The organism is Streptomyces sp. NPDC044003 (assembly GCF_056435185.1).
Genome location: NZ_JBWKFA010000012.1, coordinates 173,338 through 189,666, shown reverse-complemented (window position 1 = coordinate 189,666; position 16,329 = coordinate 173,338). Strand labels below are relative to the sequence as shown.

General features: G+C 69.8%; 12 protein-coding genes and 7 pseudogenes. 5 read left to right on the top strand and 14 right to left on the bottom strand.

Features of this window, described 5'->3' with window-relative positions; all coding sequences use genetic code 11:
• Positions 1-53: 53 nt before the first annotated feature.
• From AC07AW_RS35080 to AC07AW_RS35070, 3 genes and pseudogenes are all read right to left on the bottom strand, one after another.
• Positions 54-490, bottom strand: a pseudogene (locus AC07AW_RS35080) (transposase family protein); the annotation flags it as partial.
• A 256-nt stretch (positions 491-746) separates the two neighbouring features.
• Positions 747-3,179, bottom strand: coding sequence for a hypothetical protein (locus AC07AW_RS35075; RefSeq protein WP_478819521.1), 2,433 nt, complete (start codon positions 3,177-3,179; stop codon positions 747-749).
• Positions 3,180-3,523: 344 nt separating this feature from the next.
• Positions 3,524-3,823, bottom strand: coding sequence for a hypothetical protein (locus AC07AW_RS35070; protein ID WP_478819520.1), 300 nt, complete (start codon positions 3,821-3,823; stop codon positions 3,524-3,526).
• A 253-nt stretch (positions 3,824-4,076) separates the two neighbouring features.
• Between AC07AW_RS35070 and AC07AW_RS35065 the strand changes: the two are divergent.
• Positions 4,077-4,623, top strand: a pseudogene (locus AC07AW_RS35065) (GNAT family N-acetyltransferase).
• A 394-nt stretch (positions 4,624-5,017) separates the two neighbouring features.
• Here AC07AW_RS35065 and AC07AW_RS35060 read toward each other — a convergent pair.
• Together AC07AW_RS35060 and AC07AW_RS35055 are read right to left on the bottom strand one after the other, a co-directional pair.
• Entirely contained in the window at positions 5,018-6,025 is a 1,008-nt protein-coding gene (locus AC07AW_RS35060) for a DUF2278 family protein (RefSeq protein ID WP_478819519.1), read from the bottom strand.
• A gap of 253 nt (positions 6,026-6,278) precedes the next feature.
• On the bottom strand, positions 6,279-6,539 hold the full coding sequence (locus AC07AW_RS35055) for a hypothetical protein (RefSeq protein ID WP_478819518.1): 261 nt from the start codon (positions 6,537-6,539) through the stop codon (positions 6,279-6,281).
• 443 nt (positions 6,540-6,982) lie between these two features.
• Here AC07AW_RS35055 and AC07AW_RS35050 point away from each other — a divergent pair.
• Positions 6,983-7,066, top strand: a pseudogene (locus AC07AW_RS35050) (DUF4442 domain-containing protein); the annotation flags it as partial.
• 58 nt (positions 7,067-7,124) lie between these two features.
• Here AC07AW_RS35050 and AC07AW_RS35045 read toward each other — a convergent pair.
• From AC07AW_RS35045 to AC07AW_RS35025, 5 genes and pseudogenes are all read right to left on the bottom strand, one after another.
• Positions 7,125-7,250: pseudogene (locus AC07AW_RS35045) on the bottom strand (IS5/IS1182 family transposase); the annotation flags it as partial.
• Between the two features lie 555 nt (positions 7,251-7,805).
• A complete protein-coding gene (locus AC07AW_RS35040; RefSeq protein ID WP_478819517.1) occupies positions 7,806-8,444 on the bottom strand; it encodes a site-specific integrase in 639 nt (212 codons plus the stop codon).
• 586 nt (positions 8,445-9,030) lie between these two features.
• Positions 9,031-9,285 (bottom strand): hypothetical protein, encoded by a 255-nt coding sequence (locus AC07AW_RS35035; protein ID WP_478819516.1) that lies wholly within the window; start codon positions 9,283-9,285, stop codon positions 9,031-9,033.
• Positions 9,282-9,578, bottom strand: a complete 297-nt coding sequence (locus AC07AW_RS35030; RefSeq protein WP_478819515.1) for a hypothetical protein — start codon at positions 9,576-9,578, stop codon at positions 9,282-9,284. Before AC07AW_RS35030 ends, AC07AW_RS35035 begins: the two co-directional genes overlap by 4 nt.
• A gap of 53 nt (positions 9,579-9,631) precedes the next feature.
• The gene (locus AC07AW_RS35025; RefSeq protein WP_478819514.1) at positions 9,632-10,213 is read right to left on the bottom strand and encodes a hypothetical protein; all 582 of its coding nucleotides are present in this window, start codon (positions 10,211-10,213) and stop codon (positions 9,632-9,634) included.
• Between the two features lie 370 nt (positions 10,214-10,583).
• On the opposite strand from AC07AW_RS35025, the pseudogene AC07AW_RS35020 reads away from it, so the two are divergent.
• A pseudogene (locus AC07AW_RS35020) lies at positions 10,584-10,970 on the top strand (transposase); the annotation flags it as partial.
• Positions 10,971-11,047: 77 nt separating this feature from the next.
• Here the strand turns inward: AC07AW_RS35020 and AC07AW_RS35015 are convergent.
• The gene (locus AC07AW_RS35015; RefSeq protein WP_478819513.1) at positions 11,048-11,536 is read right to left on the bottom strand and encodes a DUF4265 domain-containing protein; all 489 of its coding nucleotides are present in this window, start codon (positions 11,534-11,536) and stop codon (positions 11,048-11,050) included.
• A gap of 119 nt (positions 11,537-11,655) precedes the next feature.
• Between AC07AW_RS35015 and AC07AW_RS35010 the strand changes: the two are divergent.
• Both AC07AW_RS35010 and AC07AW_RS35005 read left to right on the top strand, forming a co-directional pair.
• Positions 11,656-12,213, top strand: a pseudogene (locus tag AC07AW_RS35010) (DNA polymerase III subunit alpha); the annotation flags it as partial.
• A gap of 902 nt (positions 12,214-13,115) precedes the next feature.
• Positions 13,116-13,544, top strand: a complete 429-nt coding sequence (locus AC07AW_RS35005; protein WP_478819512.1) for a hypothetical protein — start codon at positions 13,116-13,118, stop codon at positions 13,542-13,544.
• 184 nt (positions 13,545-13,728) lie between these two features.
• Here the strand turns inward: AC07AW_RS35005 and AC07AW_RS35000 are convergent, their stop codons facing one another.
• From AC07AW_RS35000 to AC07AW_RS34990, 3 genes and pseudogenes are all read right to left on the bottom strand, one after another.
• The gene (locus AC07AW_RS35000; RefSeq protein WP_478819511.1) at positions 13,729-13,935 is read right to left on the bottom strand and encodes a hypothetical protein; all 207 of its coding nucleotides are present in this window, start codon (positions 13,933-13,935) and stop codon (positions 13,729-13,731) included.
• A gap of 368 nt (positions 13,936-14,303) precedes the next feature.
• Positions 14,304-14,753: a DUF6228 family protein gene (locus tag AC07AW_RS34995; protein ID WP_478819510.1), complete on the bottom strand. Its 450-nt coding sequence runs from the start codon at positions 14,751-14,753 to the stop codon at positions 14,304-14,306.
• A 327-nt stretch (positions 14,754-15,080) separates the two neighbouring features.
• Positions 15,081-16,221 (bottom strand): annotated as a pseudogene (locus AC07AW_RS34990) (SDR family NAD(P)-dependent oxidoreductase); the annotation flags it as partial.
• Positions 16,222-16,329 lie beyond the last annotated feature (108 nt).

The following is a 16,329-nucleotide window of genomic DNA, read 5'->3' as shown; positions in this document are numbered from 1 at the left end:
GCGTGAACGTCCTCTGGGCCCTCATCCGTGACGGACAGTGCTACCAAAGCGTCCTACCCGTCACTGCGACGGCTTGACAACATCATTAGGAGGTTGGGGCTGCATCGGGACCTGCGGAAGATTCGCCTGGACTTCAGCCTTGCGACGCCACGTTCGACGGGCGCTCGCGCGGCGGCCAGTGCCTGGTTGAGGGTCTTTTCGGTGGGGGTGAGTTCCTGCAGGGGCTTGCGTTTGATGCCGGTGGTCAGCCACGGGCCGGCACCTTGGTAGGCGAGATCGGCCAGGATGGGAACGCCCTGGCGCTCGCAGATCCGGATGATTCGGTGGGTACGCGCAGCGGTCAGGTCGCGGGTGCGACCCGGCAAGGCGAGCGAGAGCCACAGCAGCCGGCCGCCGGGGTCGGTGACGACCTGGACGTTCACGCCGTGGCGCCGGTGTTTGTGGGAGTAGTCGCCCGGCCGTCGCCGACCCGGTCGCACTCGGCGAGAGTATTGCGAGGCCACGAAGACGGTAACGGGGGGGCGGTGGTGGTGGGGGGCATCGCCTCGGCCTGCGCCGCTGCCCCCGACGCCACGTGAACGCACGTTCCGGCCGCGCCGCACGCCAGGCGGTGGGGGCAGGGGTCGGCCTTCGAAGACCTACGGCGGGCTCGGGCGCGACCGATCCGCCCGAGGCGGTGTCACGACGCCCCCCTCCCGGACGGCTCCGGGAGGGGGGTCGGGTGGATCCGCCGCGTCAGCTGGTGCCTACCGAGTGCCTTCGGCGAGCTGCTGCCCCAGCTTCCGGACCCGCTTCACCACATCGGGCTTGACCTTGCGGCTCTCCAGGGTCCGGGCGAGACCGCTCACCAGCTGCGTGGCCGGCTCGCCCTTGCCCTGCTGGTTGAGCGACCGCGCGATGTGCTCGATGTTCCGGGTCAGACGGATGTGTCCGAACGTCTCGGCGGCGGCGTTCAGGTCTCCGTACGCCTGCTCGGTGCGCTGCCAACCCGACTCGGTGTCGGCCGTCGTCAGCTCCAGGTGCGGCCCCGCACCGTCGCCACCCTGCATGACCTTGCCCGGCACGGTCTCCGCCAGCGCCAGGCAGGCGGCGGCGTGCTTGGCGACGGGCTCGTCGGGAATCCGGTCCACGACCTCGCGCAGCACGTCGTTGGCTCCGTGCAGCACCCGAGTTCCGCCCAGCGCCATGACGCGTCCCACCGAGTCCGTGCAGACGTCGTCCGCCAGCCGCTCCTGCTCACGGCTGGCCGGGCGCTCCACCCGGAGCATGAGCGGCGCGGCCATGACCTGCCCGGCCGAGGGGCCGACGACGGAGGCCGACGCGCCGCCGGAGGCCGTGCGCAGCGCGGCGTAGACCCGGTACGTACCGGGCTCGGCGATCTGCCAGCCGCCGAGTCCGGAGCTCAGCACGATCTGCCCGTAGAGCGCCTCGCCGGGCTGCAGCACCACGGGTTCGGGGCGCATGCAGTACCGCAGGTACGGCCGGTGCATCCGGGCCTCGGTCTCCCCCTCGCGCTGGATGACGATGCCGAGGTCGTCGCTCATCAGCTTGTTGCCGTCGACCATCACCGGGTCGGTGGAGGTGTTGGCCAGTTTCAGCTCCCCGATGACCGGCTCCAGCATGCCGTAGCGGTACGCGCCCTGATGGTCGAGCTTGCGGCTGACGCGGAGCGACAGCGTCAGCGGGCTCGGGGCGGAGTACCGGCGCACCTGCTCGAAGGCGTGGTGGTCGAACCAGGGGATGTTGCCCATCTGCACGAACCGCTCGGGGGCGTGCCGCAGGAAGCGCAGCTCGTTCTCCGAGAAGAAGTACCGGAAGTCGGAGAAGAACGCCTGCTGCCCGCCGGCGACGTTGAACGGGTAGTTCATGAAGCTCCGGGACTCGGGCTCGTCGTTGAGCGGGATCCACGGAGTCTCCAGCGACTTCTGCCAGGCGTGCGCGAGGTTGAAGCAGTGCCCGATCTCGTGCACGGCCGTCCAGAAGCGCATCCGGCGGACGAACGCCTCGGGCGCGGGGTCGTTCGGCGGCCGATCGGAGATGAACGAGTCGGAGAAGATCGCACAGCCCTGCCGCTGGGCGGTGCCGATGTCGTCGAACATGATGCCGCCGAGGCTTCGGCCCTCGTCGTGCAGACCCGCGAACAAGGTCCACACATTCCACTGGGGGACGCCCTGCCCACCGAGCCCGCCCTTCCACCGGGACCAGTGCTGCTGCATCGCGTCGTGCATCTCGATGTCGGACCACTTGTCATTGACGGAGGCCGAGCGCGGGATCACGTTGCTGCCACTGGTGCGGGTGACCTTGATCCCCTGACGGGTGAAGGCCTCCTCGATCGTGAGGGTGATGTCGGGGAGGCCGTTGGGCCGCACCGGGTGGTCGTGGAGCGCGTACGCATCCGTCTGCTCGGCCCCCTCGACGCGGTCGAACTCGATCCCGACCTCGCGGAAGGCCGACCGCGCGAAGGTGTAGCCGAGGACCAGGTCGGCCGCGCCCGGGCGGGTGAAGGTCACGCGCGCGGCGAGCGGCTGCAGCGGCGGGCGACCGGTGAGCTGGACGCGGATCGAGGAGGCCGGACGCAGGGTGGTGTTGCCGTCGCGGTAGCTGATCGGGCCGACGTACGTGCCGTCCGGCTGCTTGGTCACCTTGGCGATCCAGGTCAGCCCGCCGGTGATGAGCCGCCAGATCCTGCCCGAGACGGTCATCGTGGCGGCCGGTCCGTCCACGTCCACGCGCAGTTCCTCGAACAGGCCGAGGGCGGCGCCGGCCGGGATCGTCTCGGCCGCCGGCTGACGGGGCTGGGGCTGCTCGACCGCGATCGCGTTCTCGTCGGAAAGGGCGCCTGCCGGCATCGCCTGACCGGTCGGTCGTACCTCGGGCGCGCCCGTGCCGGGCATCGTCGGTACGTTCTGCATGGCCTGCACGCCATCGTGGTCCGGTGTGGGAATGACGGGCAGGTCGGTGCGGACGTACACGCCGCTGCGCTGCACCAGAAGGGCGGCGGCCGGGGCTCCGAGTTGGGCGGCGGCCTCGTCCCATCGGTCGGGGGCGACCTCGGGGTACGTGCCCATGCCGTTCCCGGCTCGTTCCGCGCCGGAGCCGGCGCGGCGGGAGATCTCCTCGACGACGGCGCGGACGAGTTCGTCGAGCCCACTCTGCGGGCGGTGCTTCTGCGTGGTCATGCGGGCCTCTCCTCAGCCGGGCTCCGTTGCCCGGGCGTGGTGGTGCAGCGGAAGGGATGGGTGTCCGGCCGCTTCGGGGCCCATGGCGCCCGGTCTGCGGGCGTCTGGCCTGTCGGCATGCCCTGCCGCATCAGGCAGGGCGCTGCGACGGTCGATGTACCAAAGCGCGGAGCGGACGGCTGCCGAACCGGCCCGGAGCGTGCGCTCCGGCGTGCCGCCGAGCGCATACCCCTGCCGCTGGGAAGGCCGGACCATTCAAGTGGAAGTGCAACCACCCCGGGTCGCAATCCGGCAGCGTCCGATCGAGCCCGTCGGCGGCGCGCCCCGCCCGGCAGCTGTGCCGGTCACAGGTAACCGGGGAGGTCTCCGCTCGCGCGGATGGTGAGGCCGCGGTCGGCGTCGAGGTCGACGAGCACCGCCTTGGAAACCGTGGTGTCGATCTCCACGCTCTCCTGCGGCCCTCCCTGGACCGAGACCTCCACCGTGACCCCGCCGTCCCGTACCGGAACCTCGAGGGAGCGGGCCAGGCCGATCTGCCGTCTGGTGTGCACCGAGGGGTCGTCCAGGATGACGGTTCCGTCCACGGCGACCACGACGTGCTCGCCCTGGAAGTCCTCCTGCAGTGCGATCCGAAGCACGCTCATGGCATCCGCCTCACTTCGTCGGCCTCGCGAAAGGCTTCTGACGCCCGACGATACGACGGCCGACCCTCCACGGCCTTCCGGGGCCGACCGGCTCGCCCCGACCGGGTGCGGCCCGCCCGCTGCCCTGGCGTGACGATCGGGGAACGCCGGCGGCAACGACCGTCCCCTCTCAGGTGAAGCCGCCGCACGAGCGGCGGCGGGGCGCGTCATTCTTTACGGATCAATGCCACCGGGGGTGCGATAGGTTGCCCGCCTGGTCGAACTCGGGCCTGGCACCTGGCCCCCTGCCCCGATACGGACCGAACGGCTCGTGCTCCGCGAGTCCGAGGCCGGGACCGCGCGGCGTTCATCGAGCTGTTTGCGTCGCCCGAGGTGGGCACGTACCTCGGTGGCGCCCGGCCGCGCGACGAGCTCGAGCGCGCGGTGCCGGAGGTGCCCGGGCGACGCCCCGGCTGTTTCGTCGTCGAACGCGACGGAGCGATGATCGGCCTGATCACGCTCGATCGGCGCGGCGCGGAGCGCCAGGGGCACGTCCGTCCGGAAGGAGGGGAGGCTGAGCTCGGCTACCTGTTCCTGTCGCAGGCGTGGGGCAGGGGTGCGCCGCCGAGGCGTGCGCAGCGGCCCTCGACCGGTTCGCCGACACGCTGCCCGGCGAGCCGGTGGTGCTCAGCACCCGGACCGCCAACGACCGCGCGATGCGTCTCGCGGCCAAGCTGGGGTTCACCGAGGTGGAACGGTTCGAAGAGTGGGGCGCCGAGCAGTGGTTCGGCGTACGGTCCCCCGGTACGCAGGCCGGTTGAGCCGGCGCTCGACAGCGCGGATCCCCGGAGAGTGGTGTTCGTGTGTGCGACATGTGGCGTCCCTGACGGGTCCACTCACACGTCTGCCCGCAGTTCCCGAGGCTCCGTACTACGCATGGTAGGAGGCCGATGAGCCGGGCCTGTCACCGGCGACGGTGCCGTCAGGCCGCTATGCGATCGAGACGGGGCCCTACGGTGCGCCCCTGGTCGTCGCCGAGGCGCCCGGGCCGGTGATGCCACGCCACGGACACCAGCACCGGAAGCGGTGCGCCGGCCGTCGACCAGACCTGGGTGAGCATTTCCGGAACAGCCGTGCGAAGACTGCCCTCGCCCGCCGACCATGTCACTTGGTCGGCGAGCGAGGGAGTTGGTGGGGCTTAGGGGCTGGTGGTGTTCAGAAGGTGAGGGTCTGTCCCTCACGTTGGGCTTGTCGCGCGGTGTAGGAGACGCCGTGGACTTTGAGGCCGTCCGGGTTGAGGAGAGTGATCGTGCCGCCTTGGTTGCCGAGGTGGAATCCGTTGCCTCCGGGGACGGTGAGGGTGGCGCCGGGCTGGAGGGGGCCAGGAGGGAGCGGGAGGGTCTGCTGGTTGCGGTCGGCGAGGTGCCAGCCCTGGAGGTTGACCGGCGCGGGGGAGGCGTTGAGTACGGTGACGGTTTCGGCTTCGGGTGCCGGGCCCGTGGGGTTGACCAGTGCGGCCATGATCCGCAGGGGTTCCTCGCGGTCGCTGGGGCGGGGCGGTGCGGTGTCGATGGGGTGGCCGGTGGTGTCGTCGGTGTGCCAGGCCTGGGACTGGAAGGCCAGGAAGACCGCGACCCAGCGGTTTTCGGCGGTCAGGTGCACGAGCAGGGCGCCGTCCTGCCAGACGCCGTTGTCGGAGCGGAAGCGTCCGCTGCTGCCCTGGTTCATGTGGATGTCGTGGACACCGTTGCCGGGCCGGAACCCGAACACCTTGTCGGCGACGTTCGCCTCGGGACCGAACCGTTGCCCGAAGACGTAGAGGGCGGCGGTGGGGTCGGCGATGGCCCGCTGCACGTAGTGGTCGAGCAGGTCGGCCAGGTCGTTGTCGGCGCCTGGGAGATCGGGCGGGAGCAGTCGCATCGAGGCGGGGTCGAACAGGTTCCCGCGGATGAAGTCCAGGCTGGCCTTCCCCGGCTGCGACGCCAGGGCCGTCCATCCGCTGCCGGCCGGCGGGAGCAGCTGCGTCACGGGATGGCGGAAGTCGTCGTCGGCCAGGTACAGCAGCTCCGAGGGTGCTTGCTGGGACTCGACGTTGACGGCGGCCCGGTAGTGCGTGCCGGCGTCGTCAGTGAGGTGGATCTGGTAGTGCGGGGTGTCGCTGGATCCCTCGCGGCGCCGGTCGACGGCGCGGGCGGCCAGGACTCCGTATCTTTGCAGCGGCATGAATGATCCTCCGGATGCGGTGGGAACGGCACGGCCAGGGCGTGGTCGTGCCGACGGGGCAGGCTTGGTGCGGGATGTGGCCGCCGTGGTAGCGGACCTGCGCCCACTCAGGTCGGCTGTCCGGCGGAAGTCCCGCGCTGGACAGGGGTAGGCAGTAGCCGGGCCGGCAGACCGTTGTGGAACGGGGACCGCCAGGAGGCGTCCGACCGCTGGCAGGCCCGCCAGTCACGGCAGGCAATTACGGCAGGGTGTTTCACGGGTAGCGGAGGGCGGCGAGCACGGGGGCGTGGTCGGCGGCGGGTGTGTCCCCGCGTGTGGTGGGATCGCCGCTCACGGAGGGCAGGGGGTGTTGGGCCCCCGCGGAGGCGTGCTCGACGCGGGCCAGCAGGGCGTGGCTGACCGGGATGTGGTCGATGAGTTCTGGTTGGCCGGCATGGATGCGGGGACGGCGCTTGTCCTCGGGGGTACGGCTTCGCCGCGTATGCGGCCTCGTCGTCGGGCCCGAAGCGGCCACCGGGCCGGTAGATTCTCCAGATTCCAGGTGCCGATGACCGTCATGTCCCGCCCTCGTCGCTAGCGGCGGCAGCCCTGTCGACTGCCGGTCCTCCTTACCGTTGTCCCCGGCCACGCCCCTGCGGGACACCGAATCGCGCAATGTTCACCCGCCTTGCCGTGCGGCCTGCTCGGTCACCGTCGTCTCCCGGCCGGGGCCCTCGGCGTGCGGTCGCCGCGCAGACCGGGCTGCTCAGCACGCTGCACCTGACCGCGTGCGCCGCCGTCTACCTCGCCGTCGGCGTCCTGGCCCGCACGGTGCTGAGGACGAGGCCCTCGGCCGCCCTGGCCGTCACCCGCATCAGCGGTGCCATCATGATCGCTGGTGGAACGCCTGGCCGGCTGAGAAACCCGTCGCGCTCCCCCAACGCGGATCCGAAGGAGAGCTGTACGTGGACGACCAGACGTCCCGAGGTGACCCGGCAGCACGGCTGCGTCCACGCCGGCGCCACCAGCGCCACCACGGACAGCGCCGGCGGCTGTGCGGCGCTTGCCTATGCCGGACTGCGGCCGTTGCCCACGCCCTCTTGAGGAGGGCCGGGCCTTACGCCACCATCGCGCGCTGAGACGGACGGAGCTTGCAACGCCGGTCGCCCTCACGGGTGACAGTCAGCATGGTGACCCACTCCACGAGCACATGTGGCAGGTCGAGTGCGGCAGGATGGATGACCAACGAGGCCCCCGAGCAACATGTGCACTGCGTGACAGAGGTCACAGCCTGTGGCCAGTGATGCGCGCACAGCCTCCCGCCACCATCGAGTGAAATTCGCCAACTCCCGCATGGCGATGGCCAGATCGCTGCACCCGCCGCCAGAACAGGTCGAACCTGTCCCTCTGACTCCCGTCCGCCACTGCCCACCGTCGAGCGTCCGACGTGCAGCGGGGAGCATCTCGCCCTGCGCGGGGAACGGAACGGAAACGCCGCCGGGGCTGATGCCCCGGCGGCGGTCGGTCACTTCTCGGCGGCCGAGCCTCCCTGGGAGCGAAGGTGCCTGCCCAGTTCCGCCCTGCCGTGTATGGCGCGGCCGGTCACAGGCCGATCCCGATGAGGGGCTGTTCTTCGCCCGGTCGACGTCGTCCATGTAGCGGGCCAGGACGCGGGAGCCGTCGGCCCATCCGCCGACGCGGGCGATCTCCAGCGGGTCGTGTCCGGCAGCGCGGGCGACGGAGGCCAGGCCGATGCGCAGGGGGTGGGCCGGTCCAGGCGACACCCTCCCCGCGGACCATGTCAGGCTCCTGCGCCTCGGGGCCAAGGCAGCCGGTTACAGGCCGATGCCGACGAGAGGCTGTTCTTCACGCGGTCTACGTCGTCCATGTAGCGGGCCAGGACGCGGGAGCCGTCGGCCCATCCGCCGACGCGGGCGATCTCCAGCGGGTCGTGTCCGGCGGCACGGGCTGCGGTGGCGAAGCCGCGGCGCAGGGAGTGGCCGGACCAGGCGCCGGACAGGCCGGCGGTGTCGGCCAGGCGCTCGATGACCTCGACGGCGGCCTCGGCGGTCATCCGTCCGGCCGGGTCGCCGATCGTCCGGCCGCCCCGGGTGAGGGGCGGGGCGAGGCGGTCCCAGCGGTCGACGGGGACGAAGAGCGGCCCGTCGGTGCGTCCGGCTTCGTCGAGGGCGGCGAGGTAGGTGCGCAGTGCGCGGACCGGGCAGGTGGCGGGGTCGGTGCCGTACAGGATCGCGTTGACGGTGTGTCTGCGGACCTTCTTGCGGTACACGGTCACGTCGTAGCCGTGCTCGGCGACCGTTACGGAGGCGATGTCGAGGGAGACGAGTTCGGAGACGCGGGCGGCCGTGGCGAAGCCGAGGAGCACCAGGGCGGCGTTGCGCTTGCCGGCGAGGGTGGTCCGGTCGGTGCCGGTGAGCATGGCGCGGATCTGCGCGGGCAGAGCGGCGGTCGCCTGCCGGGCGTGCGCGGCCTGGTCCTTCTGCTCGGCGAGCTGGTGTCGCGGTAGGCGTTGAGGACGGCGCGGGCGCCGCGCATGTTCGGCTTCGGGTGGCCCTGTTCCGGGTGCCAGGTGGTCACGGCGGACATGGCGCGCTCGATCGTCGACGGTCCGGCCGGGCGGTTGGTGCGGGGCCGGGGGGTGACGGTCTGGTGGCGGACCCACTCGGCCATCGTTTCGCCGGAGGCCGGCAGGACCGTGCGGCCCTCCCGGAGGCACCAGGCGGCGAATGCCTCGCGATCCGCTCCGTAGGCGCGGCGGGTGGAGGCGGCCGCACTCGCCTCGATGGCGGCGACGGTCTCGGGGGACAGCTGCCGGTCCCGCTCGGTGTGGGCGACCATCCCGGCGCCGACCGCGCCGACGGGCACGAGCTCCGCGTCGACGACGTCGGCGGCCGCCCGGACGGCCAGTCCCCGGTCTGCTGCCCCCACCTGATTCCCCCCTCAACTTCTGGCTCTTGAGAAGGGCTTCTACCGGTGGTGACGGACCGGCTGACGGGCGGGACCGGTCAGGGCCCGGCAATCAGCCACAGGATCAGGACAGCGTCGAGGGCGCTGTCGTGCCGGTAGACGACGGACAGGCCGCGGCCGTTGGTCTCGTCGGGCAGGACCTCAACGACGCGGGTGTCGGTACCGGGCAGCGGTCGGCCGCAGTCGGGGGCGTCCTCGAGGGAGCGGCGGACCGTCTCGACGGCGGCCTGCTCGCGGACGGTGAGTTCGGCGAGGATCTTCTCGGCGGCGTCGGAGTGGAACGCGAAGGTCACCGGGCGCCGGCCTCGGACAGCTTCCGGCGCAGCTCCGCAGCGACATCCTCGTTGGGACGCGCGATGGCGGCCGAGGCGTGCGGGTCGCGGCGGAGCAGGACGCGGTGCCTGTAGGCCTGGGTGATCTCGCGTACGCGGGTGTGGTCGTCGAGGTCGACGGCGCCGAGCTCGAGGTCGAACTGCTGCCGGTCGCCAGGGAAGCCGTGCGTGGTGAGGGCCTCACGGAGCTCGGCCAGGGTCCGCATGGGCGGCACGGGCCCGGTCGGGCCGGTGTACTCGGGCTGTGCGGTCACGAATGCCTCCCCGGGGCGTCGTTGCTGTCGCCTGTCAGCGTACGCGGCCGCTGTCAGGCTGCGGGCGTGGTGCGGGTACGAGGGCGTTCGGTGGACATGACCGCCCACACCCGTCGGCCTTCGTCGGAGGTGTCGGTGCCACAGCTGGCGGTCCCGGGGACGGCAGCGAGGTCGGCGAGGACCATGTCGTCGGGGCCGGCAGTGGTGTGGCTGAGGACGACGACGAGGAGCATGCCGTCCTGGTCGGCAAGGTGGACGCTGATCCGCCGGCCTTCGTCGGATGTGGCCGTGTCGACGAGGAGCCGCACGGTCTGCTCGAGGGCCTGGTCGTCGGGGTGGGTGTACCCCCAGGCGCGGACGGTCTCGGTGACCTTCCGGACGGCCTGGGCCGCGGTCCACGGGTAGGCGCGCAGCGCCCAGTTCGCGGCCCTCCGGTCCTTGATGGCCATGCGGGGCCGGCGAGTGTCCAGGCAAACCTGCTGCGGGCCGGGAAGCGGCAGGGAGGTGGTGACAGGCTTCGTCGACGGCTGCGGCCGCGGCGCCTCGACGGGCTTCTTCTGCGGCGGCGGGGTCCTGGGCGGGTAAGTCGGCGGCACCTTCAGGCCCTTGTCGTCCATGGGCAGCGGATCAGTCACGGCAGCCTCCTCACGCTCTCCACCATCCTGACAGCGCCACCCGGTCTACCGAAGCCGATTCCCCAAGTTCATGAGCGCGCCGATGGTCGCCCTGGTGGCCGATCAGACCGAGCCTACGGGAGGCTCGGTGAGACTGTTACAGAACTATCTTTCCTGGCAGAAACGCCTTCCGAAACACGGTGAGACAGCGGCCTGAAACCTCGTAGCCGTTTTCGGATCATCCCCAGCGCCCGAGGCGCATCACCCCAGGCCGCAGTCAGGGATGAACGATGACCAACTGAAACCGCAGCGATTTTCCACCAGGTTTCACCCCGCTCCCCTGCCTCTTTTCTCAGCCTCAACCTACCTAGAAAAGCACCCCTGACCTGCAGGTCAGCGTGGTGACAGTCCTCAGTTCGCCGCCGTCCTGGAAGGCATCCGAGTGCCCCGCACCGGACCAGGCCGTCCCCGTGTCCGGCCGCTGCGGGTGCGGGGCGACAAGGTGTACTCCTCCCGCGCCAACCGGGCCTACCCGCGAAAGCGCGGGATTCGCTGCACGATCCCGGAGCCCGCCGACCAAACCGCCAACCGGAGGCGGCGAGGAAAGGCCGGCGGGCGGCCTCCGGCCTTCGACCGCGAGGACTACAAGGCCCGGCACGCGGTCGAGTGCGGGATCAACCGGCTCAAGCGCAACCGGGCGGTCGCCTCCCGGTTCGACAAGCTCGCGGTCCGCTTCGAGGCCACCGTCCTGATCGCCGCGATCGGCGAATGGATATGACGAACCTGAGCGGACGGTTCCTGCACGAGAACGATGCAACCTGGCTCACGGCAGGCTGGGACGGGGGACCGCTGCCCTCACGGTCGCGCAGCGGCTTCCCAGGCGGAAGTAACACACCCTTCTTCCCAGTGCCACCACTCCTTCGTCTCGCCGTGCTCCAACAGCTCGCGGATTTTCAGCAGGTCTGCCTGAGGCGGGACGTCCAAGGCCACCATCCCGAACCGCTCGATGCCTTCCCCCGTCGTGCCGAGGCGATGGAAGACCTCCAGCACGCTCTGCCGGGCAGCGGCAGATCCGTCGTCCTTCAGCACGATGAGCCGGATGGTGCAGTTCTGCGAAGGCTCCACTGTTTCTCCGGCCCAGAGAAGACCGTCATCATCCGGTTGAACCCTGATGACGTCACCACTGGCGACTCCGCGGACGAACCAGGGAGTGTTGTCCAGCCGCACTGTGCCATCGCCCAGGTCGACAGCCCACAGGCTCTCGACACTCGCCGGCGGCCATCCGCCCTCGTCTATCTCCATGCGGAAATGGACCTTCACGTGGTCGTCACTGATGTTCGTCACCGAACCATCATCCACTTCGCATCCACCAGACCAGACTGCGGAGCACGCAGGTGCGTGCCTCCGGGCCCGGCTGGCAGTTCGCGAGGATCGCCGGCCGTCGCCAGATGATCGGCTTCTAAGGCGAGGACCTGGTGGTGATGCTCGGGCCGGCATCCGAGCCAGTGCGCGCCCTCGCAGCGGGCCGGGCTGATATCGCCGAGCGGCTGCTCGTGCCGTGGCGGGAGCTGGTAGGGGCCGGTCTTCGGCTGGAGGTCTTGTCGTGGGGGCTGGCGGGTACGGGGCAGGGTTCTGGTCGGCTTGCGGCGCACACGCTCGGTCTGGCGGACCGGCTGGGGATTCCGGCCGTGCTCGCGAACGCGGTCCGCTATGCCGACCCGGGCCAGCACCGGCTCGCGGATGTGCTGGATGCGGCCAGGCTGCTGCGGCCGATCGACCGGCGGCGGCTGGACTGCGGTGAGCGATGGCTCAAGGGCACGGACGAGATGACTGGCGTGGCGGAGCGGATCTGCACGGACGCCGGCGGAGCGCCGGGCCGCGCGGCCCAGCTGCTTGCCGAGACCCTCCAGGCGGCGGAGGCGTGCGTCGTCGATCCGGTCACCGACCTGGGCATGGGCACCCCGCATTTCCCGGAGCCGACGGTCGTCGGCGCGGATCCGGATGCGGGCGTCCAGATCGGGGACCAGTGCGCCTCGGGGACGGCCTGACGGCGAGTGAGACGTTCAACTCGAAGGAGCCGGTCTCCGTCGGACCATTCGGTTCCCTCCGCGCAATGTTCTCCGGGGTAGAGGGCCTCACGGCCTTCGAGTCCCGACACCTGGGCGAAGCGGCCGTCGTGGTTACCTCGTGCGTGAAAGCGCCAGTCATCCCCTGAGGTCTGGCGTATGTACTCGTGGACGTAGGGGTCCACGTCCTCAGCGGCCTTGTCCCAATCAGCCTCTTCCAGTTCGGCCCAGCTGATCCATGAGGGGGATCGTCCGCCGTATTCCTCGACGAGCTGGGCCACACGGTTGGACACGTCATCGGGCAGCCCTCGGTCTGCAGCGAGGGGCTCGAAGCTGCTGTCGCGTACTCCGAAGAGGCAGCCGAAGGCGCTGTACTCGCGCCGGTCATAGAGATGGTCCAAGTCCATGGCGGGATGCCAGAGAGAGTCCGTCTCGTCGAAATCGACGCGATAGTCGCGCTTGCACTCGATGTAACCGCTGATGTCTGTGCCCACGGACGGATTGTGCAGGAGATGCAGGAAGCGAGCGAACGGATTCGCGATGCGCAGGTTTAGAGCGTGCTGCGCCGGTGTTCGGTCCTGCCTGGCCCACGGTCTACCGCCGGTTCGCCCAGTGGAGCCGGGACCGTCCGGGGCCTCGACGCGCCCGGTATGACCCCCGCTGACCGTTGCCGTTAGAGCTACGGATCAGAAAGTGCCGGTTCGAATCCTGCCGAGGGCGCACAACGGGAGGCCACGGAGAGATCCGAGGCCTCCTGCGTTTCCGAGGTATGCGGCTCCCAGTCGGAGCCACTGCGCCTCCCGCTCTGTAAGGTGCGGCACAGACTTGGGCGAGGGGGCTACTGGGGGCGAGGCACCGTGAGCGACATCAAGGCTGATCAGCACGCTGCTATGCAACCGTGGCACGCCATGGCGTTCGGCTCGGCGCTGGGGTTGGTCGCGCTCTTCGAGCGGGTGCAGGGCTTCCGGTCGGGCCGGCAATACGTGCTGTGCCACGAGTCGCCGGATCTGAACCACCTCACACTCGTGGCTCTCGCACTGGTAGCAGGCGCCTTCCTGGCGGCCGTCGTCGGCGCGGCGACAGCGACAATGAGGAGCAAGCCTTCCAGCCTTCCGTTCCTCATTGCCTGCATGGTGGCCGCCCTGGCCCTCGTGGTGGCAGCCGACAAGGTGGACGCCGGCGGCGAACGGCTGGCAGCGACGATGGCCGCCGAACCCTTCAGCGAGCGCACCTGTGACTACACGCCGCAGGTTTACTCAGCCACTCCCGGTTGGTTCTCCTGGTGATCAGCCGGGAACCGGGTGATGAGGGGATGGGTTTGGCACTCACCTCCTAGGATCACCTGCACGGCTTGGCACGTGGCGATCAAGGCGCCTCGCCATCACCTCGGCAGACGGCCCGATCGCACCGACCACCCCCAGGACTCAGATCGGCGTGACCGACAGCCAGCGCGCCTCGTGACCACCGTCTTTAGGCGACACCCTGCGCCCCATCAGTGTGCTCAGGCAGGCCTTGCTCGGCCCGGATGTCGTCCCAGTCCCGGCATCGGTCAAGGTCGATGCCTTCGGCGGCGATGTTCTCGAGGACGTACGCGAGAGCGGTGTTCCCGGGAAACTCTGCGCGCGCGGCCTCGCGCAGCTCGCGCTGCTCGTCCTCGCTGAAGATGAGGTTCGCCATCAAGGACCTCCGCCGGTCGGGTACAGCTTGAGGCTAGCGCAGCCGCCCCAGACCAGGCAGCCCGTCGCCCAGGTCGTCGCCCGCCATGAGCGGGGCGCTGTTGGGAAGCCCCTCAACGATTGCCCTAGCCATCGCGGGCAGGCTGCATCCGATGGTCACGCGGTGTCTCCAATGAGAGATACCCGGTGTGGCACCCCTCACTGGAGCGCCCTGGCATGAGGCAATGAGCGGGTGATCGGGTTCGAATTACTTGGACGGATCCGCCAGAGTTCGCGGCGGCGTGCCGCCCGGCGTCGTCTGGCGGCACGGCGTCGGACAACTTGGCGTGTTGTGCCGGTCATAGACGCCTGACGAGCTGTCTCCGCACACTACAGCGGCTCTGACTCCAAAAAGGTACGCATCTCGATGGCAAGGCGGCGCATGTCCTCTCCAGGGGCATGGCTGGTCGTCATTTCGAAACGCCACTCGTCGTCGGGGAGACGGTCGTGCAGCCCCCAGGTCAATCGGACGTGTGATCCTGCGTGCTCGGCAGACAGCGTCAAGTCGTCCTCAAGAGAGCGCCAGGTCCTGGCGCCTTTCCACCCTCGAAACTCTTCTGCCAGCTCGGCAAGGAAGACGTCGAGGCCGTCACCGTCCCAGGTCCTCACCATGACCTCGATCCGCGCCGACTCACCTTGAGCTGTCACGAGGAAGTCGCGCATCAGGTCATCACGCTCGTCCGGGAAGGAGCATGTCAGCTGGTGGAAGCGCAGGCTGATCGCTCGATAGCGGTTGCCTCCGACGCGGACATCCGGGTTGATCTCGTCTTCCTCCATCACGGGTGCAGGCTACGGGCGCGAGAGTCCCTGTGACCAGCAGTTTTGTTGCCCTTACCTGACACCGGCCCTCGGAGTGATCCCAGCGCAGTTTCGACGCGGTCATTCTGTTAGGGCCTGTTTAGCGCCGGTTTTCGTTCCGATGTTCCTCAACCCCCGTGACGTGCAGCTTCACCGGCTGCGACTCGTCGTCGCACTGCATCACCAGGTACTGCCCGGTCGTGTCCGCGACCGTCCCCTCACGCCCCTCGGAGAGGACCGGGATGCCGATGTCGATCTTGATTCCGCATCGCTGCTCGGGGCCAGCGAGCGTCCCGCGGTCCCGGTGAACTACGCCGAGAGCTGTTGGCCACGTTCCAAGGCCTGGCACAGCACCGTGGAGATTTCCCTGGGCAACAGGTTCAGGCTCGCGATCGCCCTGGTGGTGAGCGGGACTTCTTCGAGGAAGTACTCGCCTCGGTCGGTCCGGGAGAACTCCGGGCCGGTCCGGTTCTCGAAGTCCCACGTGTCGATGCGGGCGAGGTAGAAGAACTCCTTCTCGCCCTTGGCGTTCTCCATCTTGTGAAGCAGGCGGACGATCTCGGCGTCGCCGGCGATCTCCTCGCGGACCTCCCGCAGGAGGGCGTCCTCGCGGGAGGCGTCACTCTCCTCAACGCCACCGCCGACGATGACCCAGTAGGGGTCGACGCCGGGGCGGATGCGTTTGATCAGGAGCAGGGTGTCTTTCGGGGTGATCAGGATGGCGCGGACGCGCTGCTTCATCGGGTTCCTTTCGTGGTGAGCTTCGGGCGTGGTCAGTGGAGCTGCCAGCCGCCGTCGATGTGCAACGACTGACCGGTGATGAATGATGCGGACGGGCTGGCGAGGAAGGCGATGCCGGCTGCTACGTCTTCGGGCTGGCCGCGGCGGGGAACGCACTGGCGGGCTATCTGGTTTCGGGCCGGGCGCGGTGGTGGGCGGGAAGGTCGTTTTCGGCGGCGACCTGGATGGCGCCGGGACGATGGTATTCACGCAGATGCCGTGGGGTCCGAGTTCCCTGGCCAGGGAGCGGGTGAGGCCGATGAGTCCGGCCTTGGTGGTGCTGTAGGCGGTGAGCCCGGGCCGGCCGACGCGGGCGTTGACGCTGCTGATGTTGATGCTGCGGCCCCAGCGGCGCTGGATCATCGAGGGGGTGATCGCGTGGCTGACGCGATAGTGGATGGTCAGGTTGAGGTCGAGGGCGTGGGACCAGACGGCCTCGTCGGTCTCCTTCCAGTACTCGCGGGTAGGCGCCGGCGTTGTTGACGAGGATGTCCACCGGACCGATCTCGTTGGTGACCTGCCCGATCATCAGGGTGACCGCTTCCGGGTCGGTGAGGTCGGCGCTGACCTCGACGCCGTCTGCTCCCAGGCATTGGACGTCCTCCAGGACCGTTCGAGCCTGGCTGATCTGGGCGAAGTGGCTGATGGCGACGGTGGCCCCGGCCGCGGCGAGGGCCTTGGCGGTGGCGGCTCCGATCCCGGTCGCCGCGCCCGTCACCAGCGCGACCCTGCCCCTGCAGAGGCCAAGGCCGAGCACCGTGCGCCCGCGCCGGCGCCG

Bases quoted from the DNA above. Each gene is read 5' to 3' on its own strand.
- AC07AW_RS35075 (WP_478819521.1), bottom strand. From the start codon at position 3,179: ATGACCACGCAGAAGCACCGCCCGCAGAGTGGGCTCGACGAACTCGTC.
- AC07AW_RS35070 (WP_478819520.1), bottom strand. From the start codon at position 3,823: ATGAGCGTGCTTCGGATCGCACTGCAGGAGGACTTCCAGGGCGAGCAC.
- AC07AW_RS35060 (WP_478819519.1), bottom strand. From the start codon at position 6,025: ATGCCGCTGCAAAGATACGGAGTCCTGGCCGCCCGCGCCGTCGACCGG.
- AC07AW_RS35040 (WP_478819517.1), bottom strand. From the start codon at position 8,444: ATGCTCACCGGCACCGACCGGACCACCCTCGCCGGCAAGCGCAACGCC.
- AC07AW_RS35000 (WP_478819511.1), bottom strand. From the start codon at position 13,935: ATGGCGAACCTCATCTTCAGCGAGGACGAGCAGCGCGAGCTGCGCGAG.